Origin of the sequence: Fibrobacter succinogenes, from assembly GCF_902779965.1 — a bacterium.
Taxonomy (GTDB): domain Bacteria; phylum Fibrobacterota; class Fibrobacteria; order Fibrobacterales; family Fibrobacteraceae; genus Fibrobacter; species Fibrobacter succinogenes_F.
This window is the reverse complement of record NZ_CACZDK010000046.1, coordinates 13,654-36,117: the sequence shown is the minus strand read 5'-3', so window position 1 is coordinate 36,117 and position 22,464 is coordinate 13,654. Positions and strand designations below refer to the sequence as shown.

The 22,464-nt window shown below is 47.5% G+C and carries 18 protein-coding genes; 5 read left to right on the top strand and 13 right to left on the bottom strand.

What is annotated here, in order from left to right:
- On the top strand, positions 1-499 hold a 499-nt coding region (locus HUF13_RS15830; protein ID WP_369697088.1), incomplete at its 5' end, for a PHB depolymerase family esterase.
- 255 nt (positions 500-754) lie between these two features.
- Positions 755-2,287, top strand: coding sequence for a carboxypeptidase regulatory-like domain-containing protein (locus HUF13_RS15825; protein ID WP_173476024.1), 1,533 nt, complete (start codon positions 755-757; stop codon positions 2,285-2,287).
- Positions 2,288-2,723: 436 nt separating this feature from the next.
- Here the strand turns inward: HUF13_RS15825 and glmM are convergent, their stop codons facing one another.
- The 5 genes from glmM to HUF13_RS15800 form a co-directional block, all read right to left on the bottom strand.
- Positions 2,724-4,064, bottom strand: coding sequence for a phosphoglucosamine mutase (gene glmM / locus HUF13_RS15820; RefSeq protein ID WP_173476023.1), 1,341 nt, complete (start codon positions 4,062-4,064; stop codon positions 2,724-2,726).
- Positions 4,065-4,085: 21 nt separating this feature from the next.
- Positions 4,086-4,418: a cupin domain-containing protein gene (locus HUF13_RS15815; RefSeq protein ID WP_072830770.1), complete on the bottom strand. Its 333-nt coding sequence runs from the start codon at positions 4,416-4,418 to the stop codon at positions 4,086-4,088.
- Positions 4,419-4,518: 100 nt separating this feature from the next.
- Positions 4,519-5,289 (bottom strand): lysoplasmalogenase family protein, encoded by a 771-nt coding sequence (locus HUF13_RS15810; protein ID WP_173476022.1) that lies wholly within the window; start codon positions 5,287-5,289, stop codon positions 4,519-4,521.
- Between the two features lie 84 nt (positions 5,290-5,373).
- On the bottom strand, positions 5,374-6,198 hold the full coding sequence (locus HUF13_RS15805; protein WP_173476021.1) for a hypothetical protein: 825 nt from the start codon (positions 6,196-6,198) through the stop codon (positions 5,374-5,376).
- 319 nt (positions 6,199-6,517) lie between these two features.
- Positions 6,518-7,420: a bile acid:sodium symporter gene (locus tag HUF13_RS15800; RefSeq protein ID WP_173476020.1), complete on the bottom strand. Its 903-nt coding sequence runs from the start codon at positions 7,418-7,420 to the stop codon at positions 6,518-6,520.
- 68 nt (positions 7,421-7,488) lie between these two features.
- Between HUF13_RS15800 and HUF13_RS15795 the strand changes: the two genes are divergently transcribed.
- A complete protein-coding gene (locus HUF13_RS15795) occupies positions 7,489-7,692 on the top strand; it encodes a hypothetical protein (RefSeq protein WP_173476019.1) in 204 nt (67 codons plus the stop codon).
- Between the two features lie 144 nt (positions 7,693-7,836).
- Here the strand turns inward: HUF13_RS15795 and lysA are convergent, their stop codons facing one another.
- Together lysA and HUF13_RS15785 are read right to left on the bottom strand one after the other, a co-directional pair.
- Positions 7,837-9,096, bottom strand: coding sequence for a diaminopimelate decarboxylase (gene lysA, locus HUF13_RS15790; protein WP_173476018.1), 1,260 nt, complete (start codon positions 9,094-9,096; stop codon positions 7,837-7,839).
- Between the two features lie 217 nt (positions 9,097-9,313).
- The gene (locus HUF13_RS15785; RefSeq protein WP_173476017.1) at positions 9,314-9,784 is read right to left on the bottom strand and encodes a glycogen-binding domain-containing protein; all 471 of its coding nucleotides are present in this window, start codon (positions 9,782-9,784) and stop codon (positions 9,314-9,316) included.
- 69 nt (positions 9,785-9,853) lie between these two features.
- Between HUF13_RS15785 and rpe the strand changes: the two genes are divergently transcribed.
- Positions 9,854-10,501 carry a ribulose-phosphate 3-epimerase gene (rpe, locus tag HUF13_RS15780; RefSeq protein ID WP_173476016.1) on the top strand — a complete coding sequence of 216 codons (648 nt, stop codon included), beginning with the start codon at positions 9,854-9,856 and terminating at the stop codon, positions 10,499-10,501.
- Between the two features lie 309 nt (positions 10,502-10,810).
- On the opposite strand, the gene HUF13_RS15775 is transcribed toward rpe, so the two are convergent.
- Positions 10,811-12,274: a T9SS type A sorting domain-containing protein gene (locus tag HUF13_RS15775; protein ID WP_173476015.1), complete on the bottom strand. Its 1,464-nt coding sequence runs from the start codon at positions 12,272-12,274 to the stop codon at positions 10,811-10,813.
- 136 nt (positions 12,275-12,410) lie between these two features.
- On the opposite strand from HUF13_RS15775, the gene HUF13_RS15770 reads away from it, so the two are divergent.
- Positions 12,411-14,003, top strand: a complete 1,593-nt coding sequence (locus HUF13_RS15770) for a chorismate-binding protein (RefSeq protein ID WP_173476014.1) — start codon at positions 12,411-12,413, stop codon at positions 14,001-14,003.
- Positions 14,004-14,147: 144 nt separating this feature from the next.
- Here the strand turns inward: HUF13_RS15770 and HUF13_RS15765 are convergent, their stop codons facing one another.
- The 5 genes from HUF13_RS15765 to HUF13_RS15745 form a co-directional block, all read right to left on the bottom strand.
- Entirely contained in the window at positions 14,148-15,908 is a 1,761-nt protein-coding gene (locus tag HUF13_RS15765; protein WP_173476013.1) for a glycoside hydrolase family 9 protein, read from the bottom strand.
- A 341-nt stretch (positions 15,909-16,249) separates the two neighbouring features.
- Complete coding sequence (locus HUF13_RS15760; RefSeq protein ID WP_173476012.1) at positions 16,250-17,305, bottom strand: glycoside hydrolase family 18 protein; 1,056 nt, start codon at positions 17,303-17,305, stop codon at positions 16,250-16,252.
- 17 nt (positions 17,306-17,322) lie between these two features.
- On the bottom strand, positions 17,323-17,976 hold the full coding sequence (locus HUF13_RS15755) for a hypothetical protein (protein WP_173476011.1): 654 nt from the start codon (positions 17,974-17,976) through the stop codon (positions 17,323-17,325).
- A 12-nt stretch (positions 17,977-17,988) separates the two neighbouring features.
- A complete protein-coding gene (locus tag HUF13_RS15750; RefSeq protein WP_173476010.1) occupies positions 17,989-20,130 on the bottom strand; it encodes a hypothetical protein in 2,142 nt (713 codons plus the stop codon).
- A gap of 15 nt (positions 20,131-20,145) precedes the next feature.
- On the bottom strand, positions 20,146-22,449 hold the full coding sequence (locus HUF13_RS15745) for a hypothetical protein (protein ID WP_304039303.1): 2,304 nt from the start codon (positions 22,447-22,449) through the stop codon (positions 20,146-20,148).
- Positions 22,450-22,464 lie beyond the last annotated feature (15 nt).

Here is a 22,464-nt window from a genome sequence, read left to right as displayed (position 1 = left end):
GCTTACGACTCTCGAAGAAAACTACTGCATTGACACCAGCCGCGTGTTCATGACGGGCTTCAGCTTCGGCGCCATGGTCACGAACTCCATGGCCCAGGATATGCAAGACCGCCTCCGTGCAGTCGCAGTCTATGCAACCGCCGACTACAACATCTACCTGCCGAAGAACAAGGGCTTGCCCATCGCCTGGATGGCTGTGCACGGCAAGAACGACGGCACCTGCCAATACAACCGCGCTCGTGACAGTGCACTCAAGCGCATTCTCAAGAACAACGGCAAGGCCGATGCAGATGGCAACTTCACCGATGCCAGCGCTGAAAAGCCCAAGGAAGTCGGTGGCAGCGGACACCTCTGCTATGATTTCACGACTGTCGATGAACGCTTCCCGGTCAAATTCTGCAGTTGGAATGGTCAGCACCAGTGGACCGCCTACGACAACGGCAACTGGCAGAATACTTGGGTTCCTCAGGAAGTCCACAAGTTCTTCGAACAGTTCTAATCAAGTTTCATAAATCAGCTCTCTACCAAAAAGCGGTTCCTCCCCAGGGACCGTTTTTTTTTGCAATGTAACACCCGCGCTGTTCGGTCATTCGACATCACCAGCCTTAGCGAATAAAACATTCTTGTAAACAGAATTTTATAGACAATTAGTCAACAAGCAAAAGGTTTCACCACGCAACATTAATCACATCCGAATTTAAATTCATTTATGATAAGGTGTGTTCAATTAGGAGTTTTGGTAAAAGGAGTAAACATGAGTTTCAAATCACCCAAGCTTTTCACGGCCGCAAGCCTCTTGGCATTCTGCGGATTAGCATCGGCGTACACAATCTCTGGCACCGTTTCCGACAACGATGGCAAAGCCATCAAAGGAGCCTCGGTAAGCCTCCTCAAAGAAAATAAAACAGCAATAACCGATGACAAGGGCAAATTCACCATCCACGAAGAAGAAGTGGGGATCAAATCCGCTGTCAGAAATTCCGTTGGGTATATCGGCATCAATAACGGAATTCTTTCTTACTCCCAGAGCAGCACAGCCCCCGTTCAGGTGAAGATTTACAATTCCCTCGGCAACCAAGTTTTCAAGAAGACATTGCAAGGTTCCGGCACGTACGATTTGAGCAAAGGACTCAGCGCACAGGGCACGTACTTGGCACAAGTGACCGTCGGTAACGCAAAACAGAATTTCAAGTTCACCACAAACGGTGAATTCAGCCGTTCTCTCGGTGCGCAAGGCGCAAACGCCCTCATGAAGGATGCGCAAGCCGGTGAAACCATCCGTTTTGCCGCAGAAGGCTTTGACACGCTTACAGTGCCGCTCGGAACGCTCGACACGACACTCAATGTGAAACTCGCAAAGACCGTCCCTCCTGAACCGACATTCAAATTCGGCTACGCCATTGGCAACAAGCCGACACCGAGTAAGGGTTGCGGCACCAATTCCACATTGAAAAAAGTCAAGAGTGTGGAAAACGGCGACCAGTTCGAAATCAGGGTCGGTAGCGACACACGCAAATACTTCATCACGTTGCCCAAGAACTACGACAATACCAAGCCGCACAAGGTGCTCTTTGCTCTGCACTGCTATGGTAGTAGTGGCGAAGACTTCGTGCACCATTCTCCGGACTATGACCATCCGACTCCGTACTATGGCCAGCAAGTGCTCGACAAGAACGGCGATTACATCTTCGTCTCGCTCGATGCAATCGGAGGCCTGTGGAACAAGGGCCAGGCCGACCACGACTTCTTCGCCCAGACACTCACGACCTTGAACGAAAACTACTGCATCGACACAAGCCGCGTGTTCATTAATGGCTTTAGCTATGGCGCCATGTTCAGCTACTCGCTCATGCAGGACATGCAGAGCCGCGTCCGTGCAGCAGCAACTTATGCTGTCGCCGATTACAACATTTGGCTCCCCGAAGGCAACAACATGAAGAATTTGCCAATTGCCTGGATGAACGTTCATGGCGTGAATGATGGACGTTGCGATTACAAGCGCGCAAGAGACAGCGCCCTCCCGAGAATCCTCAAGCGTAACGGCAAGGCCGACGCCGACGGAAACTTCACTGACGCAAGCTCCGAAAAGCCAGAAGAAGTCAGGGGCAACACAGGCCACGTCTGCTATGACTTCAAGAACGTCGATGAACGCTTTCCGGTCAAATGGTGCAGCTGGCCAGGTGACCACCAGTGGACAGCTCACGACACCGGTAATATGGGTGTGGGCTGGAACTGGGAACAAACCTGGGTTCCTGAAGAGGTCCACAAGTTCTTCGAACAGTTCTAGAAAAACTTATATAGCCGTCGCAATACGGCGTCGTTCACCCCCTCACGTACAACGGTACGCTACGGGGGATCACTCCTTGTCTTGCTAGGCTCTCTGAGTTTTTCTGTATTTAAAATATTGAGATTTTTATAAACACCTCTCCACATTAAAAAGGCTTCCCCGATGGGGAGGCCTTTTTAATGCACATCCATGATGTCACTGGATCCTTCACGGCTTGCGCCGCTCAGGATGACAACGCAACACCGTCATTCTGAAGGAACGCAGTGACTGAAGAATCCAGTGAAAAAAACAAGACTTAACTGCATCTTTCGCTACGCTCAGGACGACAAGCTGCAAACTTGAGAATGGCGATCCCGTCCCCATACGCGGATCATGACCACGTAAGCACTAAAGTGCTAAGTGGTCAAAGACAACAAGTGCAGGATGACATCAGGAGTTAAATCAGCTTTTCGACCTTACTGCACAAGGATTCAGCTTCCTCAGCAGTCGGCGCTTCGGCAATCACGCGGATCACCGGTTCCGTGTTGCTGGCGCGCACATGCACCCAGGACTTTTCGCTCCCGAGCCAGAGGCCGTCGCGTTCATCCGTCTTCCAGCCGGCAAATTCAGCCTTGACCTTTGGGAGAATGTCTGCAACTTTCTTGTCGCCGAGTTCGAACTTCTTCTTCGGCATCACATAAGCCGGATTCTCGGCCACGAACTTTTCTGGACCGCCATTGTGGTGAGCCATCCAGCTAAGCACAAGTGCAGCAGCCACGAGGCTATCGCGACCGTAGTGGAGCGCCGGGAGAATCACGCCACCGTTGCCTTCACCGCCGATAACGCAACCGTTCTCGATCATCTGCAAGCTCACATTGATTTCGCCGACCTTCGCGCGGCTAAATTCACAACCGTACTTGGCGGCAACATCCTCGTTCATGCGGCTCGTGGAAAGGTTCACGCAAACGCTACCCTTCTTTTGTGCAAGAACTTCGTCCGTTGCAATGGCAAGCGTGTATTCTTCACCGATACTTTGTCCAAAACCATCCACGAGAGCACAACGGTCTGCATCCGGATCAACAGCAAAGCCGACAGCGCAACCGTTATCCTTGACAGCCTTGCGCAAGTCACCAAGATTTTCAGGAATCGGTTCTGCGCCACGCGGGAACGTGCCATCCGGGCTGCAATGAACACGGACAACTTCACAACCGAGCTGTTCCAAGAGGCGCGGCACAATAAAGCTACCGGCACCGTTCACGGCATCGACAGCGACCTTGAAATGCTTGGCCTTGATGGCTTCGACATCCACGAACGGAATCTTGAGCGTACCGTCAATGTGAATACCGTCGGCATCCGGAGCAACTTCATACTTGCCCATCGTGCGGTAATCAGGATAAGTGAACTGGTTTGCATCAGCGAGAGCAAAGAGCTGCTTCACGTCATCCGGACCGAGGAAGAGTCCCTTGTTGTTGAGGAACTTGAGAGCGTTCCATTCGAGCGGGTTATGGCTTGCGGTAATGATGATACCCGCGTCAGCCTTGAAGTGTGTCGTCAGGAGTTCTACTGATGGAGTGGTCGAAAGACCTACATCCACCACATCCACGCCAGAAAGGCGGCAGATGCCAGCAACATACTGCACAATAGCATCACCTGTCGGGCGGCTATCGCGGCCAATGACCACGCGCTTAGCCTTCGTGATTTCAAGGAAAGCACGCACATGGCTCTGCAAAATCTGCGGAGTAAGGGTATCGCCAACGATTCCGCGGATACCAGAAATAGAACGCATCAGTTTAGACATATTTTCTCCATTAAATTAAACTTATCCGAGTTCCGGGACCGTCGCATAAAAGACGAGATCTTCCGGACCTTCATTAATCAAGCTGTGGGAATGGCCCTTCGGGCAGAAATGGCATTGTCCAGCTTCGACATATTCAACACCATCGTCAAAAAGCACCTTGCCTTTCCCCGAGACAAAGAACATAATTTCACTATTCGTTTCGTGCTTGTGGTAACCAATCGACGCCCCCTGTTCCAAGGTCCCATGCATAATGCGCGTCGTACCGTCAAAATACATCTTAGCCTTATATTCCTTTTCGCCACCCTTAAAGTTGGGGAGCACGGTCGTTTCCATACCTTTCAAATCAATAATCATTATAACCTCTTTGTGACGAGGAAATAATAGAATTTTAAAAGGGCAAAACAGCCTTGACAGTCCGACCAACGCAATAATTCAAGGGTTTTAAAGGCATTGACTATCTATGGTGGCGATATCCGCTCAACGCCAAAGAAATAATGGCCGGAACATAGAATAGCCATATAAAGTTATTCGAAACAGCCGCAATAATTTCGCGAGTAGAATGATCTTCGCCTGTAAGCAGGGATACTCCAGTCAAAATATCGCAGCACGTAAAGCAAATCATCCCGAGCATAATCAAAAATGCATTTTTCTCAGGGAAAAAGCCCCGCTTCGATGCCCTGCATGCCACGAACAGCGAACAAAAAAGCGTCGGAGCATAAACAAGAACCGCCATCAATTCGAACGATTCGAGAACATGGAAATACGTAAGAAACGCCATTGAAAAAATCGCAGCAACGGGTATGCAATAAATCCACGGGAACGACCAATCGTCTTCACTAACGCGCGTATGGCGGTAAATAAAAATCATCTGCGCAATAAAGAAAAATACAATCCCAACCGTAATAAAGTTGTCGCGATTTTCTATAGTACCAAAATAATTGTACAAGATTTTAAAACAAAAGTCTGCACATAAAATCATCGCAAAAGCAACTTGCACAAACAACCGATCGCGCTTGGCAAATTTCAGTTTGCCTACAGAAAACGCAATCAACGCCGCAATCGAAGTAACAATAAACTTAGTGATATTCTGAAAATCGCTCGAATATTCAATACAAGACTGCACAGCACCGCACTGGTGAAGGACAAACCAATCACGTACAAAGAACGCAACAAATAAAGTTGCGGCCAAAGCAGTAAATATGGAGACCAACTTCGAATAAACCATAACATAAATATAAGATGGTCTCAAGAAAAAAGTATCAAAATAAATTATTTTTTTTGCGTAATCAATCTAAAAAGGATTTTTACGTTACTTTAAAAGCCTTGAACCAAAATCCTGAATCTTGATAACGGTCGGATAAGCAGGGATTTCCATATTATCCTTTAATACACCCCGACGGATTTCATGGCCATTGACATCGAATAACATAAACGTACGACCTTCTAATTTCGGGGAAACCATTAAACGATGGTCTTGAACACGGATAGATTCAAAGCGGGAATTATTTGAAGGAATTTTTGAAATGGCGCCGTTACGAATATCTAAAAATAAATCAACCATATCACTGCAATCATCATAAGGTCCTCCAGATACATACAGCCTTTTTGCCAGTTTAATGTCATAAAAGATAAAACGACGCATATCTATATCTTTCTTTAATTCTCTTTCAACCTCAGGCATTAACTCCGAATCAATACCTGTTAAAAGGAAACTGAACAAAGAATCATTTCCATCAAAGCAATCACATTTTTTATAGCGAGTAATTTCATCTTCAATAACTTCTCCCAATGTATGGGTAGTCCCTGTAAGAATATAAAATTCAAGAGCTTGCCCACAGCAATTACCACCACTAGACCTAGCAAACAAAATATTCGAATCTAGAGCCGATTTCCACAAGCCACCACGACCACAATACAAGTCGTAATAAAAAACAGACAACTTTTCAACATCTTTAGGCTCGAGTGCAGGATTAGCAAATAAACTCATACACTCTTCATCATCTACATCTATAAAATCCATTTTATCGTAACTAAATAAATTATTCCCCATATCAATGACAACTAATAATTCAACTTTTGTTTCAGCCCAAAGAGCTGTCACCAAGAACAGCAATGGAATAATTATTTTTTTCATTTGTGCCCTCCTATCCAAGCCACATTAAACGGAGTATTGGACATGATTATTTTTTAGGATGATACATTTTTTCTGCGTTTGCCCCAATACCAATTTAGCATTAGGAGCTATAAGCGTCCCCGCCCATACTCCATGAACAAAAAATCTCTCTTCACCGTAATAATATAATTTAAAACTCGACGCAATAGTAACAATACTTTGTAAAGTATTCTCCAATACGGACAATATTACTTTGCCATACAAACTAGCTAATAGAAATTGTTAAAAAATTTCTAGCAACTTAAAATTACTACAAAGTAGCCCTAAACAATCGTAGTTCTTAACTATTCTTCGGCTTTATCTTAGCGGTCATGTAGCTGAGCACAAGATTTTGCCATACAACATAGCAAGTCGGAGCGAGCGCTACAACCGGGCCTGCGTAAAGGCTAGAGACCCAGATGACAAGCGTCGTGTTCTTTTGGCCCATGCTCTGCGATCCTTCAATTGGACGGCGGCCGCGTTCGCACACCCAGCCAAGCCAGAACTGCACAATGCAAAGCACCAGCGAAACTGCAGCCATGAGCGGGAGCTTTCCGCTATTCCACAAGTCGGCAAAGCCCATCTCGCGAATGTCGAAGCTTGCCTTAGACAAAATAATGAACACCGAGAACGTCCAAACGAACATGGTGTACTTTTGGTATTTTGCGGCACGGTCGGCAAGTTCCGGGTAAAAGTTACGGAGTCCAAACGCAAACGCCAGGGGAATGCTGATAATCGGTTGTATTGTGTTGAAAATCTTCATCGCAATTTCGGAGAGGTTCGCATTGGATCCAGTCAAATACCCAAAGACAATCGGAATGCTAAAGCAGGCTATCAAATTTCCGCTGAGAAAAATCTTGAGCGCCAGGGACGCACTGCCACCAAGCATCTTCGCCATCGCAGGGGCCGCATTCGCAGGTGGGCAAAGCGCAATAATCGCACCGCCCAAAAGCACCTCGCGCGGCAAGTGGAATAGTTCCACAATTCCCCAGAGGAGCGCAATCATGATAAGGCTCACGACAAAAGCTCGAACCTCAATCTTGAACGTGTAGCCATGCGTTTGCGGCGGAATTTTCGTCACGAACGTAAGGAACATCATGATGCCGATAGTGAACGGCAAGAGCGGCGACAAAAAGTGCGCCTGAGGAATGAGGATGCCCGCAAGAATCGCAATGGGCATGAGAATCGCGCGTAAATTTCCCATAGTCTTATTTCCGAGAGCAAAGGTAGTAATTTGATTTTTGAAAAAGCATCAGCAATTACGGCTCAGCTATGTTTGCACAAGTGCAACCGCAGCATTCGCCTTTGATGCTTTTGACGCCTACGGCGTCAGCGGCTTCACTCGGTCATGAACGCCTGCTAGAGTCGTTCACGACTCTCGTTTTGCACGCTACTGCGAAGAAAATACCTTGGCCGACGCTCCATTCTCGCAACAACAACCATTTTTCACAACTTTACCACTTTATCTCTATATAAAGAAAGCGGAGCAATAATCTTGATTATATCAAATCAACTACAATCCAACTTCAGTATTGAATTAGAAACGAGCAGAGCAAGACGCGAGCCTCCGTAGCGTACTAAGATGTACGTAAGGAGGCGAGCAACGAAGCTATGCGAAGTTTATAATTCAATAATTCTGTCGTTCTGCAAGAGCTGTTCGAAAGTCTGGCGTTCGCGAATAAGCTTGATTTCGCCATTCGTGTACATCGTTTCGGCAGCGTAGCGACGGCTGTTGTAGTTACTGCTCATGGCGGCACCGTAAGCACCGGCGTCATGGAGAATCAACAAGTCGCCCACCTGAGCCTTCGGGAGCTTGCGTGTCACCACAAAGCCGCCTTCTTCCTGCGTGAACACGTCACCGGATTCGCAGAGCGGGCCTGCCACAACAGCGTCAACCGTTTCGTTCAATTCACGACCATCACGGGCGACCACAGAAATAGCGTGGTAGCTACCGTAGAAGCTCGGGCGAACGAGATCGGTAAAGCCAGCGTCCAAGAGGTAGAACAAATTATCACCCTGCTTCTTGACGGCACGGATTTCGGCAATGAGGTAGCCGCTTTCTGCAACAAGGTAACGGCCCGGTTCCACTTCGAGGTGAACGTCGTGACCGATGCTCTGCTGGATACGCTTGCGGGCGTTGTCCCACAAATCGTAGTAAGCCTTCACGTCAATGCGGTTGCCCTTTTCTTCTTCGTGATACGGAATCGGGAGGCCACCACCAGCGCTGATCGTGCGGAGGTGAGAGCCCAAGCGACGGCTAGCATCGACCATGGCATCGCATACCTGAGCCAAGTGTTCAAAGTCCGTACCAGAACCGATGTGCATGTGAAGACCAGTGATCCACATGCCGTTGCTCTGGGCAAGCTTGATGCAATCCTTAATCTGTTCGTGCCAAATGCCGTGCTTGCTCAAATCGCCACCGGTATTTGTCTTGCGGGAATGGCCATGACCAAAGCCCGGGTTCACGCGGATGGTGAGTTCAGACTTCACGCCGAAATCAGCGAGTTGCTGGATCATGTCCGGAGAGCCCACGTTCACGGCGATGTCGTACTTCTTCACGAGTTCGAGAGCGTCGCGGTCGAAGATATCAGCCGTGTAGACAATTTCAGGAACCTTGCCCTTCTGCTGTCCACCCTTGAAACCTGCCTTGAGAGCACGCACAATTTCGCCAGCGGAGACTGCATCGACAACGCAGCCAAGCTTGCGGATAAGCGAAACCACGGAAAGGTTCGGGCATGCCTTCTGGGCAAAGCGTACAGTGTCAAAAACCTGCACGTCCTTTACAGCACGTTCAATCGTCGCACGGTCATAAATCCAAAGCGGAGTGCCGTATTCACTGGCCGCTTTCAAAAGCACTGAATCAGGGATGGAATTTTTCATACGGGTGCAAATTTAGAAAATAGAACTTAGAGCTTAGAACTTAGAACTTAGAATTATAACGATATTTTCGTTTTTCACCAGCTTACTATTTTACACAAAATGAAAAACGCTGGGCGATGCCAACGTTTTACGAATAAAATAGCACTGGATTTTTTTTGCGCCTACGGCGTTTAGAATTATGAAATAAAATCGCGAATCCCGCCGGAGGCCTCAAGCATTACACGTGCTTGATCTTGTTGTCGCCAGCATCCCAGTTCTTGCCATCACAGACAAACTTATATTCATAGTCGCCCGGAACAAGGGAAATCTTTGCGACCCAAAGACCCGTCTTCTTGTCTTTCTTGAGCATGTCAACATCGACAGTCCAGTTGTTGAAAGAACCGGCAATGGAAACAGTCGTTGCAAGGGGGCAATCGGCGATAAATTCCACAGCAACCTTTTCCGGTGCGGCAGCCTTAGCGGGCTTTTCAGCAACCTTCTTGGCAGGAGCCTTGGCGGGCTTAACTTCGGCCTTCGGAGTTTCTGCAACAGACTTTGCAACCTTGGCAGCCGGCTTAGCGGCCTTCGGCGCAGCCTTCTTTTCCGGAGCGGCCTTAGCTTCGGCCTTCCTGGCAACCGGCTTCGCAGCCTTCGTCGCCGTTTTCTTTGCAACTGGTTTTGCTACTACAGTTTTAGAGTTTTTGGACATAATAATCTCCTCTTATTCTTAGTGCTTTTAAATTTAGTAAAAAAAAATTTATTTTGCTATATTTGAACTATGCTTAAACAAATCATCGCACCCAGCGTCTTGAACGCAAACTTCCTCGAACTCGGTAATGGTCTCAAGGCCATCGAAAACGGAGGCGCAGGCCTCGTTCACCTGGACATCATGGACGGGCACTTTGTCCCGAACATCAGCTTTGGTCCGGGAATTTCCGCTTGCGTTAAAAAAGGCACCAAGCTCCCGCTGGATTGCCACTTGATGATCGAGAATCCCGAAAATTACGTGGGCGAATTTGCAAAAGCCGGAGCAAGCATCATCAGCGTGCACGCCGAAACCACAAACCACCTTGACCGCTTGCTGCACCAGATTGCAGAACTCGGCGTAAAGCCTGCAGTGGCCATCAATCCGGCAACCCCGCTGGAAAACGTCAAGTACGTGCTCGACATCGTTGACATGGTGCTCATCATGTCCGTGAACCCGGGCTTCGGCGGCCAGAGTCTCATTCCGTATTGCCTTGACAAAATCCGCGAACTGCGCGCGCTCAAGCCGGAACTCGATATTCAAATCGACGGCGGTGTTAAGTTGGACAACATCCTCGCCTGCAAGGAAGCGGGCGCAAACGTCTTCGTTGTTGGCTCGGCAATCTTTGGCAAGCCGGACCCAGAAGCCGTGTGCCGCGAATTCGTGAACTTAGTCAAGTAACACTTGCCAACAAATTCAAATCGCCAAAAACAAATTTAGCCCGCGCAAGCGGGCGTTTTTTATAGTGGCAATTCATTTACATCGGCGAAGCTGCTGTCGAAGCAAAAAGCGCCGATACAAAAACTATTGAAAGAACGATTATAAGATACCAGTTTTGCATGTTAGAAATATATACTGAAAAATTTGGATAAGTTCCACATTCATAAAATATTACAATTTTATCACAAAGTATAATTTTGAACCAAGTTTTTTAACAAAAAAGTCCTCCCCGTAAGGAGGGCTTCATTGTTTACTATGAAGAAAATTCCACTAGAACTGCGTGATGAATTCCCAGCCCGTTTCGGTTGTCCAAACTTTTCCATCTTCGCGGGGGTTGTACGTGTGCTCGCCGTCGAACGTGCACCACTTCACGGGGAAACGCGGATCGACAGTCTTGTAATCGTAGCACACGTGTTTGCCACCGGAGTATTCTTCCGCCTCTTCGCCCCTGGCATCGGTGAATTTTCCATCTGCGCCGGGCTTTCCGTTGTTCTTTAAAATCCTGTCACGAGCGCTGCGCCCAAGCTTTGGCGTACAGAGATTGTCACTCATGCCGACGGTTCCCATCCATGCTATTGGGAGCCCCTTGTTCTTGGGCATGTAAATCACCTGGTCCATCGTGGAGAACACCACCACACCACGCAAGCGGTGCTGAAAATCTTGAGCCAGCGAGTTACTGAACATGGCGCCAAAGCTAAACCCGATGGAGAACACGCGAGATGTATCGACACAAAGATTTTCGTTCAGGTAAGTGAGGAATTCATCAAAGAAGACGTGATCCTTGTCGTCACCGCAGCGCCATGGATTTTCCTTGCCGTTCTCGTCCGTGTATCCGTGCGGTGCCACAAAGATGGTATTTTCCTTGGCGCCCGGCTGGTTTCTAAATCCGTAGTAGCCTTCCCTCGTTGCAACGTTCTTGGCAGAGCCTCCCATGTAGTGCATGCCGAACACCAAACGATAGGGCTTGTTATTATCATAGTTTTCAGGCAAAGTAAGGTAGATTTCGTGTTCGATGCCAGCACTGGTGAACGTGAAGTTGTCCTTCAGCGTGTTTTCCTTGCCACAGCCCTTACTCGGAGTTGGTTCATTACCCATGGCATATCCAAACGCGTAAGTTTGCTTATCGGCAGCCCTGCTTAGCTTAATGTCTAAAGTCGTATCAAGATTCGAGAGCGGAACAAACAATGTATCGTAATCCGTTGCCACAACTCGCAAGGTATCGCCATCATCCCCTTCTTTGAACAAAGCAAACTTCTCAGCAGAGCTCTTTGCACCCGAAACATTGCCTAGAGTGCTAAAGCGAACAGTTTCTTGCGCAGAGCCAAGCTTAATCTTTGCAACATAATTCCCTTGAGCTTGAATAGAAGCCGCAAGATCAACACTTCCGGAACCTCGCAACGTCTTGGCAAGAACCTGATTTCCGTTCATGTCAAAAACCTGGACCTGCACGGGGGCGCTACCGCCCTGCGTAAAATTCAGAATTCCGTTCAATAAGCTAAAATGCCCTACCGCAGCACGCAAGTTTCGTAAAGCAACCACATCATCTTCACGAATGACAAAAGCACCAGAGCGATTCGTTTCTGCTTCAAGCCCCTTCTTCAGCAATTTTACCGTTGCATGAAGCGGAACAGAATCGCTTTTATTTTTAACGGTCCCCCTCAAAGTAAAAGCGGATGCTGTTGAAAAAGCAGTAGCCAAAGCAATGGATAAAACAGAAAAGAGAGTTCTTTTCATCCACGATCTCCTTTTCCCAAGACACCACAATCCTATTTATAAATATACCCCAAGAGTAAGCAAAAAATACAAAGTAAAAATAATTTTTATCGGACTTATATATTTATATTTGCGCCGTTAAAAGAGTTTGGCGATTATGCAAATATATGCAGAAAAAATCTTTAAAACGCCCATCGAGACAATCGAAATTTTCAAGCCAAAAAATGTCAGGCAAGCCCTGGACCGAATTGAAATTTTGAAAAGCAAAGGCCTTTATCTCGTGGGATACATGCGATACAACTTGAATACGGCTAGTAACTTGCCTCTTATTTATTTTGAAGCGTTCGATTCCTTTGAGCCGTTCGTGCAAAAAATCCCCGATAAAAAAATCGGCACTATCATAAAACCACTCATTTCCAAAGAAGAGTACGCCGCAAAAGTTGCGTTCATCAAAGAGCAAATCAAGAACGGCATTACATACGAAGTCAATTATACTTACCCTTCGGCGTTAAAAACAAACGCAAACGAAACCGAGCTGTACCATTATCTTTTGCAAAATCAAAAGACTCCCTACAACGCCTTTTTGCAAAACAAGTACGAGACCATTTTATCGTTTTCGCCAGAGCTGTTTTTTGTAAAGAAAGGCAATAAAATTTTGACCAAGCCCATGAAGGGAACTGTCAAGAGAGGCAAAACAGACGAAGAAGACACCGCGCTGAAAAACTTCTTGTTTAACGACTTGAAGAACCGCACCGAAAACATCATGATTGTCGATCTGCTGCGCAATGACCTCGGCCGAATTTCAAAGCCGGGAACGGTTCGCGCCGATAAACTTTTTGACGTCGAACAGCATAAAACGTTGTTCCAAATGACTTCTGAAATTTCATCTGAATTGAAGGAAGGCGTAACACTATACGATATCATCAGAGCAATTTATCCATGCGGTTCAATCACTGGTGCGCCAAAAATTTCGACCATGGAAATTATTGACGCCACGGAACATAAGCCGCGCGAAGTTTATTGCGGCGCAATTGGCTATATCCACGGCGATGAAATGATTTTCTCCGTGCCCATTCGAATTTTGCAAAAGAAGAACAGCGAAACGGAATACCGCTACGATGCCGGCAGCGCCATCACATGGAGCTCCACAGCCGAAGACGAATGGAACGAAACGCTCACCAAGGCAAAATTTTTGGAAACAGATTTTTCGCTAATTGAAACCGGCATCACCGATTTCGAGATGCACATCGAGCGGTTGCGAGCATCTTCACATGCGCTCGGGTTCACTTGGAACAGCAACATTGAAAAAGTCAAATTCAATCCGAACGTTGTCAATAGAATCGAACTGTTCAAGGACGGGCATTTCGAAGTCACGACAAGAGCAATCCCTGCACCTAAAGAGAATCCAAAAGTCAAGATTGCACACAAAGTCAATTCTGCAAATCCATTCCTGTACCACAAAACAAGCATAAGACTTCCGTTCCCGAAGGACGTCTTCGACGAAATCTGCGTGAACGAGAAAGGCGAACTCACCGAAGGAACTTTCACAAACATTGGAATCCAACTGAACGGCACCATTTACACACCACCCATTGAATGCGGGCTTTTAAACGGCATCACGAGGCAAAAGCTTTTGAACGAAGGCAAGGCCAAAGAAAAAATTCTGTACCCGAGCGACCTGCAAAACGCCGAGAAAATTTATTGCTTCAATTCCGTGCGCGGCATTGTGGAAGTGGAATGGATTGAATAAAGGAGATGCCCGGTCAAGCCGGGCATGACAACGCTACGCGGGAATGACTATGTTTCGCGCGCATGGCGATGTTTCGCAGGAACGACAACGCTTCGCGCAGTTTCAAAGCAAGTGCAGTTTCAAAGCGAACGACAAAGCCCGCCTTTACTTCACGACAGCGTTAGCGTGGCCGCTGTAAATGGCCTGCAAGGCGCCAGCGAGGTATGCAAGCGGAGCGTTCCAGTTGATAGCCACTTCATTTGTGGCATAGCTGCAGCGGTTATCAATGTAGGCAAGCGCAGGCTTGTCAGCAGTAGCATAGTTCGGGCACTTCCAAAGTTCCGTTCCATCCAAATTAATATCTTGCTTGCCCAAGTGCGGCCCACCCACAAGCATGCCCGGCACCGGATCATCCACGAAATCCGATTCGCTCACGCGATGGTGCGGGAAACGCGGGCTTCTAAAGCCAAAGCCGGTCACATAAGAAATTTCCATCGGATTCTTGCCCAAGAGGTAGTCCAAGCACTGCTGAGCCCCATCCAAGAAACTCTTGTCGCCCGTGACATAGTATGCATGGAGCAACACAATCCCGTTATTTGCCATGGCGCTGTTACTGCCCCAGTTCCAGCTAGACGGGAATGCCGGGAGCCTATAGGCACTCGTATCGCCCACATTGCGAAGTTCCTTTGCCACATGGAGCAAAGTCTTGCGCGCTTCACCGCCAACCTTTGCGCCAAAGTCCGCAGAATCAAGGGCCGCATGGTAAATGGCGAGCATGTTCACATCGCCCCACCACGGGCCATCGGCCCTGAACTTGTACTGTTTCAGATCCTTGAGATAATCGGACTTTTTCGTAGCGCGGTAAAGCTCCGTTGCAGCAAATGCAAATTCGTCCTTGCCATCCTCCCCACCGTGCGTGTAATCGCCCGTTTGCACATCGGACGGTTGCTTGTACAAAGTCTTCGGATGGCGCTTAGCCCAATAGTAAGCCACTTCAGAAGCCTTGAGCATGCGCTTTGAAAAATCAGCATCGAACTTTGCATACACGCGAGAAGCCTGCGCCATCACCGCCGCAAAATCAAGCGTTGCCGTCAAGCTCTTTTCAATCGCATAACGCAAGGCGCCATCGAGTTCCGGCATGGTGCTAGAACCGAACTTGAGCGATGTGAGTTTGTGATAAACGCCGCCATCCTTGTCTTGCATCGAAAGCATCCAATCAAGATTCCAGCGGATTTCTTCGAGCAATTCGGGCATCTTCGGGAATTCACGCGGGATGTTCCAATGGAGCGTATCCACGAATGCCGGGAAATGTTCGTACATTTCCAAAAGCGTAAACACCGTAATGCCGGAATTCACGATGTACTTGCCATAGTCACCGGCATCGTACCAACCGCGCTGCGACCTGATAATCTTCGCATCGGCTTTCTTGGGTTCGGGCTTGCCGTTTGCCTTTGCAACCGTCTTTGCCGTCGGTAAATCCGTGCCGTAAACAATCACGCTGTCATCCACATGACCCATGGCGCGCGCCCACTTGCCCGCATAACGCGTTTCGAGCGCCATGCCTGCGCGCTGGAAATAGAACCACTTGAGCGCAGCCTTAGTCACATCAACATAAACATCCTCGCCCACCACGACCGGGTTACCGATATAGCCGTCCCTGAACAAGCGATACGTGCCCGGTTTCTTGATTGCAGAAATATCGTACGTCTGGACTTCTTCGCCGCTGTATTCCCAATCGTAAACCATCGGGGCTTCGAGCGAGAGCACCACCTTCCCCGCCATGTCGCGGACTTCAAGCGTGTTGGCGTCGTTACCGGGAATCACTACAATCTTTTCGGACTCGGGAGTAAAACCAAGCTGATTTACCAAGGGAATAGCAAAAGACGGAACTGCAACCGCTAACGCAGCGAGCAAATGATTACGCATACAAAACCTCATTTTTTTAGGGAGACACCCGACGGGCATGACACCGTAATATATAAACCCTAATTACAATATAAAGATACCTTTAATTTAGGGAAAACGCACCATAAGGGGGCACTTTAATGTTTACCATAGATAACAAGTGTATTAAGTGTAGGGGCGATGGCAATTATTGCTGTGTCATCCTCGAAGCGAAGCGTAGGGGATCCATACACTATCAAATGAAGTCTATAGGAGTTACTAGAACACAAATGGTGGTGTAATTCGGTGTTGGAACGGTAAAAAAATCCTCGGCGCATCTTGTTGCGTCGAGGATTTTTTAAGCTTTTGCGATTTTCCGAGAATTACTTCTTGGAGTTCTTGTAGTTGATTCCCGGACGGAGTTCGAGACCAACAGTCACGAGGAGCGACACAACCGGTTCGTAGTGATCCTGGGAGAGGTCATAGACGGCAACGCCAGCCATGCCTTCGCTCTTCACGTGCTGGGCAACAGCCTTCACAGACGGGATGCCCATGAACACGATAGATTCGGATTCGCTCACAGCCACTTCGGACTTGGTTGCTTCATCGAAAGTCACCGTGTAATCCGGAGTATCGAAGCGGTTCATGAGTTCTGCGTACGGGAGGTAGCCTTCATTGCCACTGCCAACGCCTGTGTGGCTAGAGCCGAGGCCCTTGGCACCAGCAAAGGACTTACCGTAGAGGAACACGACCGGAGCCAAAAGGTCCTTGTTCACGCCGGCAGCGGCAACAGCATCAAGCGTTTCTTGCACAGAGTTTGCGCTCTGGTTCGGAACGAGGCTGCTTTCGCTTTCGTTCATAAGGTCTGCCATGAACACGTCAACGTAAGCGGCGCGGTTCAAGGCTTCGGCCTTGTAGGCATCCATGCCGGCGGCCGGGTAAATCACGGCCGTAACTGTAGAGCCCGAGAGGCCATCGACCAAGGCGTTCAGCATCTTGGCATAATCTTCGGAATCGTCCGTCGTGAGGTTCTGCCAGTCGAGTTCAACACCGTCGCCGCCGTTTGCCGAAAGCCATTCCTTGACGTTCGAAACGAAGGTAGAAAGCGTTTCGTCAGAAGAAGCAATAGCCTTGAGGTTCGATTCAGCTTCCATACCGCCCACGGACACGATAAGCTTCACGCCGTTTTCCTTGGACATGCTTACAAGGTTCTTGAAGTTGTCGGCATCGTATTCGTCAGCAAAGGCAACGGTACCTTCTGCAGTCGGAGCGATAGACATGTAATGAATATCGGTCACAAGATTGTAGCGGATATCCTTTGCATAGAACTGAGAATACTGACTCCAATACGGATAGAAGCCAATCACTTTGTCAGCAGCAGCCTGGGCCATAGAAGCACAGCCCATAGCAAGAGCCAATGTAATAACTTTAAAGTTCATTTTGAATACCTCTTATCCTATTGAATCAGACGAACAATGCCAGCAGCGTCACGGCAGTATAAACCGGTATCCGGTTTAAAACCTCTCTCAACCATAGTTATAATAGTATCCTGAGCCGCATCACGCAAAAGGCTGCGCGGAGTATTAGCAGCTTCATCTGGATGGCAATAACGATATGCCCAACCATGATCTCTACCAAATACCGTGAATTGCTGAGCAATGGCCAAATAATCTATTTGGACGGAAGACAGAAGTGCAACATCGTCTGTAGTATCATCAAAATTGTACGATGAAGCCAAGTTATCAATTACACCTTGCGCTTTAGTCGATGATTCGGGCGAACTCAAATCAGCAACGAATTGAGCCCACTGTTCTTGTGAATGAGCCTCCATAAGCGGATTTGTGTAAATAAAAGCAATCGCATCCATATTTGCAGCGAATGCTGCTTTATCAGCCGCCTTCGATGAATCATTAACCTTCGCCTGGGCATTATGATCACTCACAAAATCCTTATATTGCTGAGCAGCCAATATAGGATGCAACGCCAGGTATTCCTGAGTATTAAAATCAGCAGGAAGAGCTTCAGCATAAGGGTCATTAACACTCATCGATCCGCAGGCTCCCAAAACACCTGCCATGAGAATCATCATGTACTGGTAAACTTTTTTCATTTTCAGCACCTCTTAGAAATTCACCGTCACATCGGCAAGGAGAACAAGCTTATTGATGGAAATTTTGTTAGCAGCAACACCAGGAATGGTATAGTCCAGTTCGTTTTTAAGCATACCACCCTGAAGTGAGAGGTAAGAAAGCGGAGCAAGCTTTACACGCGGACCTGCCAAGACGAGCATTTCTGTTGCCTTGTTGACAACCGCTGTGGCAGATACCGGATAGCCAAATCCAAATTCTTTCGTGTACATCTGGACCCCGCCAAGGAAACTAAACGGTCCCCAAATATCAGCAGTAACGCCACCCACAAAGCGGGAAGTCTTACGCTTCAAGTATGCACTTTCAGAACCCATGGCCACAGAACCCTGAACGAGAATCTGACGGTCAAGAGCGGCCAGAGCACCAACATCAACACCGAGACCCACAGCATATTCAGTGAACTTGTTTTCACCGACAACTAAAGTGGAATAGTCAAGAGCGTTCGACTGCGTGACAATATTGACGCGAGCATTGAAGGATACCTTATCGGCCCAGTTCACATCGGCCTTGGCAGTAATACCCTTGCGATCCGGAGTAGCAAGACCAAGAGGCAAAGCAAGACCCACAGACGGATCAAGCGCCAAGAGAATGCCCTGCGCATCAATTTCGCGCTTCTTAGCCGTAACACCGGAGTATCCGTTGCGGTAGAAGTGACCGTTCTTGTAGTTATTGTATAAGTTGGCATACATGCTTGCGCCACTTTCATTTCGATTATCCAATACGTGCGATAAGTCTGTCGAACTCATCAAGTTGGTCGCCTGCAATGTCGTAGAATTATAGACATTGAAGTAGAGGTTTTCGAGACTAGATGCTCCGAACGTACTAAGAATAAGGCTTTCTGTCGGATTACCATAGAAAGCATTCGCATTGAAGATTGTCGAACGTCCCTGATAAACCGGAGAAGAGGCTTGTTCAGACCAGAAACCGGAATCCGTCTGGAAGTAACCAACATTCACCTTGAAGTCGATATCGTTGATATCGCCCTTCACAAAGAAGTCGGCATAGAAGCTCTTGCCATCTTGATCAGCAACTTTTTCATTCGTCTCAACATAATGGCCAGTTTTCTCTGGAACAGATTTCACATAAACAAAATTTTTTCCATCGTTGTCCATAGCCTGCTCTAAAGTATAAAACTTCCCGATTTCCTTAACAAAATAGTCACGATCCACAGCCCACTTGGACATGGCAAATTCACCATTGAAGCCAAATGTAACAGGGAGTTCTGGCAACAACTTCTTTGAATCAAAAGCAGCTTCAACAGAAATTACCCTATTAGTTTCGTAGTAAACGGTATCCTCTGTATCGATGTTGAGACTACGACGGGTTAGTTTACGGTCCATTGCATTGACAAAGTTTACACCAAGATAAGCTCCGTAAGCTTCGGCACCGACACGCGCACCAAGGAGGTAGCGGTCAGAAAAATCAAAGTCGAAGAACACTTGGTCACTCTTCTTAGCCGTATTACGGAGACGAGCTCCCGTGAGCTGGGCCGTGATGTTATCAACTACGCCAACATTTCTGCTGTTGTAAACAACATTGAGGCCATGCAATAAACGACGACTCGTGGTATCGAGGTTACGCTTTTCAAGGGCTTCACGACGCTTTTCTGAGAAAATCTCCGGTTCCTGGAGAATTTCGGTCTGCGGGGTGAAAATGGTAAGCGGAGTATAACCGACGCGCATGTAACCCAAGTTAAAGTCCACATGCTTGTTCAGAATCGTACCATCGTAGCTGAACCAGTGGCCAATAACCGGGTTATTGTTTTCGTCGTAAGCACTCTGCCAATCCTTATGCAAACGCAACTGGACATCAATCATCGTCTCGGAACTCGGACGAGCCGTCAAGCGCAAGTTCACATCCGTGAATGCCTGATTTTCTTGAGTCGGAGATTCCGTTGCAAATTGATCGGAAGAAGCAAAGGAGGCTGCAACACCACCCTTTGCAGTACCGTTAATCTTAAGTCCCAACACAGCCGCATTGAGAGAATCCAGCTTTTCTAACAAGGACTTCTGTTGCGTTACAACCTCAGCCTGGCCATCAGCGGCAAAAGCAGATGCAGCCGAGAATGCAATTGCGGAGGTCAATAAAATTTTGCGCATGTTCATATTGAAATTCATTCTAGTTACCTCCCATTAAAATTCCACATTAATGGAAGCTTCAAAAATCATCTGAGAGAACTTATGCGTATATGTTTTCGGCGCTCCCAAATCTTCAATATTATAGTAATCAGGCATATTTGCTACCCTGTACTGCTGTTTAATCTTTTTCCCGTAGAGCGTCTCTTTGGCATTCTGAGTCACCGCAGCAACTTCGTCTGCATCGAGCTCAGCTTTCTTCTGGTTCTTGGCTTTTTTCAAAGATTCTTCAAGGAAAGCAGGATAAGCAGCATCATACGCATCAGCCAGCGAGGAGGTATTGTAATCATTCTGAACGGTAATGAGGCCAATATTCAAGGAAAGCCATGCATTCTGAGCAACGGAGTAATCGAAGCCGCCCATCACATGCATCTGCTTGCTCTTCATATGAGGAACATCCACGCCAACAGCTTTACTATACGGATCTGCAAGCACGCCATAGTCGGTATTGATCATCTGGAAACCAGCTGTAAAGCCGAGACGCGGCAAGAACTGGACGCTTGTACCGACATTGATGAAGTTGCTCGTGATTTTAGCAGCTTCGCCAGCCTTCATGCTAATTTCGTTTTCAGAATGTTTGATAGAACCCGAGAATTCAGCAGACTTGCTATATCCTGTAAGTTTAGCGATATCAAACTTCGCACCACCGCCAAATTCCTTGTAAGAGACTTTATCAACCAAATCGCTTTCTGGCTTAACCTGATTGAAAAGACTTACGAGAGCCTGAGCTTCAATCTTTCCTTCCCAATCGCCCTTGACCAAAGCGCGGATACCTTTACGGTTTGCAGTAGCAAGGCCGTTCGGCAAAGCAAGCTGGAGAGCCGGATCCATCATTTTGTTAATGAGTTCAAGCTGTGCAATGGAGTAAACATTGGAACCCCAGGAATTCTTGTTATATGGGGAAATGTTGTAGCTTTTTGTCTGACCAGCCTTAAGATTTTCACCATCTGTTCCAAGAGAACTAGGCGCCGGAGCGAATTTCGGAGAGTAGTTGTAAAGAGCGTCGAAGGTCGAGTAAAGCGGAGAGTTCACTCCATACTTGACTGTATTACCATCCTTATCGGAGTTCAAGATACGCTGGGCAAAGAAGCTCGGAGACTGAGCCATGTTGTTGAACCACTTTTCGTCGTTCATCACCACGTCAATGGTAACACCTGCGCTCCAGGAACTATCAACCTTGTAACCAGCATTCAATGTCGCAAGGATTGCAGAACCGTTCACGCTTTCTTCAGATTCAGGAACAAGAACGTTCGTTCCCGTTTCATCGGTTTTAGCCGGCTTCTTAATCTTGTTGATGGACATAGCATATTCACCAACGAAATCAAGAGTAAGATTCTTATTCTTGAGAATGCCAGCTACATCAGCACCGACTCGACCGCTAAAGACGAGCGTATTCTGCGGAATATCTTCGTACGGATTGCTATCCATACGTTCATAGACATCATATTCAAAGGCTTCACTACCCCAATTATACGGATGCTTGTAGACATAGGACTTCGATTTTTCATTATCGAAAATGAGCATCGGAGTCACACCGACATAAACATTTTTCTGCATCGGCAAAAGCTCGATGTTGCCACCGACAAGCCACTTGTCCGTATTAGAAGCAAGAGAAGCACCGGCAATGGTATCATTCGGAAGGATATTTCCTTCGGCACCGCTCAAGTCAAGCACCGACACACGGTTCACGCGGGCAAGGAACGCTTCTACACGGAGTTCACCAATCATCGGGTCGATTTCTTGACGGAACTGGAGATTTACACCCTGCAAGTTGCGCTTGTCACCTTCAAGGAGCTGTTCCTTTTGGGCCATGTGGCGCTTGCGGGCAAAAATCGTCGGTTCATACATAATATCGATACCGGGATTGTAAATCGAGAGCGGAGAAATCGCCTGGCGGAAATCACCAATAACCCAGTAGAAATTCTTGCCAACATTACCTTCGACATTGAGCCACTTGGCTTCGATTGTCTTAGAAGCTGCAGCGAAGTATTCCTGCATACCACCGCCAAGACGCATAATCACATTGGCACGAACACTTTCGTACGGACGGAAACCAAAGCTCAAGTCTGCGCTGACGAACTCGTTATGTTCGACATTCGGCATTTGGTTTAGGCTTTTTACATCCTGATCCGTAGAGAAACTAGAACGCTGCGCCACAGCACGAATGCTACCACCGATTTCAACACCACGCTTGGCGTTTGCACTATCGGCCTTGGCCTGCAGAGCTTTTTGATTATCCGCAACTACAGATGCCGATGCGGCAACCGATGCAGTAAGAAGGGCGATTAAAATATTTTTCATTTTCATATTCATCTT

Coding starts and splice junctions, on each gene's coding strand:
- HUF13_RS15800 (WP_173476020.1), bottom strand. CDS start 7,420: ATGGGAAATTTACGCGCGATTCTCATGCCCATTGCGATTCTTGCGGGC.
- HUF13_RS15750 (WP_173476010.1), bottom strand. CDS start 20,130: ATGAATTTCAATATGAACATGCGCAAAATTTTATTGACCTCCGCAATT.
- rpe (WP_173476016.1), top strand. CDS start 9,854: ATGCTTAAACAAATCATCGCACCCAGCGTCTTGAACGCAAACTTCCTC.
- HUF13_RS15805 (WP_173476021.1), bottom strand. CDS start 6,198: ATGAAAAAAATAATTATTCCATTGCTGTTCTTGGTGACAGCTCTTTGG.
- HUF13_RS15775 (WP_173476015.1), bottom strand. CDS start 12,274: ATGAAAAGAACTCTCTTTTCTGTTTTATCCATTGCTTTGGCTACTGCT.
- HUF13_RS15810 (WP_173476022.1), bottom strand. CDS start 5,289: ATGGTTTATTCGAAGTTGGTCTCCATATTTACTGCTTTGGCCGCAACT.
- HUF13_RS15785 (WP_173476017.1), bottom strand. CDS start 9,784: ATGTCCAAAAACTCTAAAACTGTAGTAGCAAAACCAGTTGCAAAGAAA.
- HUF13_RS15745 (WP_304039303.1), bottom strand. CDS start 22,449: ATGAAAAATATTTTAATCGCCCTTCTTACTGCATCGGTTGCCGCATCG.
- HUF13_RS15770 (WP_173476014.1), top strand. CDS start 12,411: ATGCAAATATATGCAGAAAAAATCTTTAAAACGCCCATCGAGACAATC.
- HUF13_RS15765 (WP_173476013.1), bottom strand. CDS start 15,908: ATGCGTAATCATTTGCTCGCTGCGTTAGCGGTTGCAGTTCCGTCTTTT.
- lysA (WP_173476018.1), bottom strand. CDS start 9,096: ATGAAAAATTCCATCCCTGATTCAGTGCTTTTGAAAGCGGCCAGTGAA.
- HUF13_RS15795 (WP_173476019.1), top strand. CDS start 7,489: ATGTTTGCACAAGTGCAACCGCAGCATTCGCCTTTGATGCTTTTGACG.
- HUF13_RS15815 (WP_072830770.1), bottom strand. CDS start 4,418: ATGATTATTGATTTGAAAGGTATGGAAACGACCGTGCTCCCCAACTTT.
- HUF13_RS15760 (WP_173476012.1), bottom strand. CDS start 17,305: ATGAACTTTAAAGTTATTACATTGGCTCTTGCTATGGGCTGTGCTTCT.
- glmM (WP_173476023.1), bottom strand. CDS start 4,064: ATGTCTAAACTGATGCGTTCTATTTCTGGTATCCGCGGAATCGTTGGC.
- HUF13_RS15755 (WP_173476011.1), bottom strand. CDS start 17,976: ATGAAAAAAGTTTACCAGTACATGATGATTCTCATGGCAGGTGTTTTG.
- HUF13_RS15825 (WP_173476024.1), top strand. CDS start 755: ATGAGTTTCAAATCACCCAAGCTTTTCACGGCCGCAAGCCTCTTGGCA.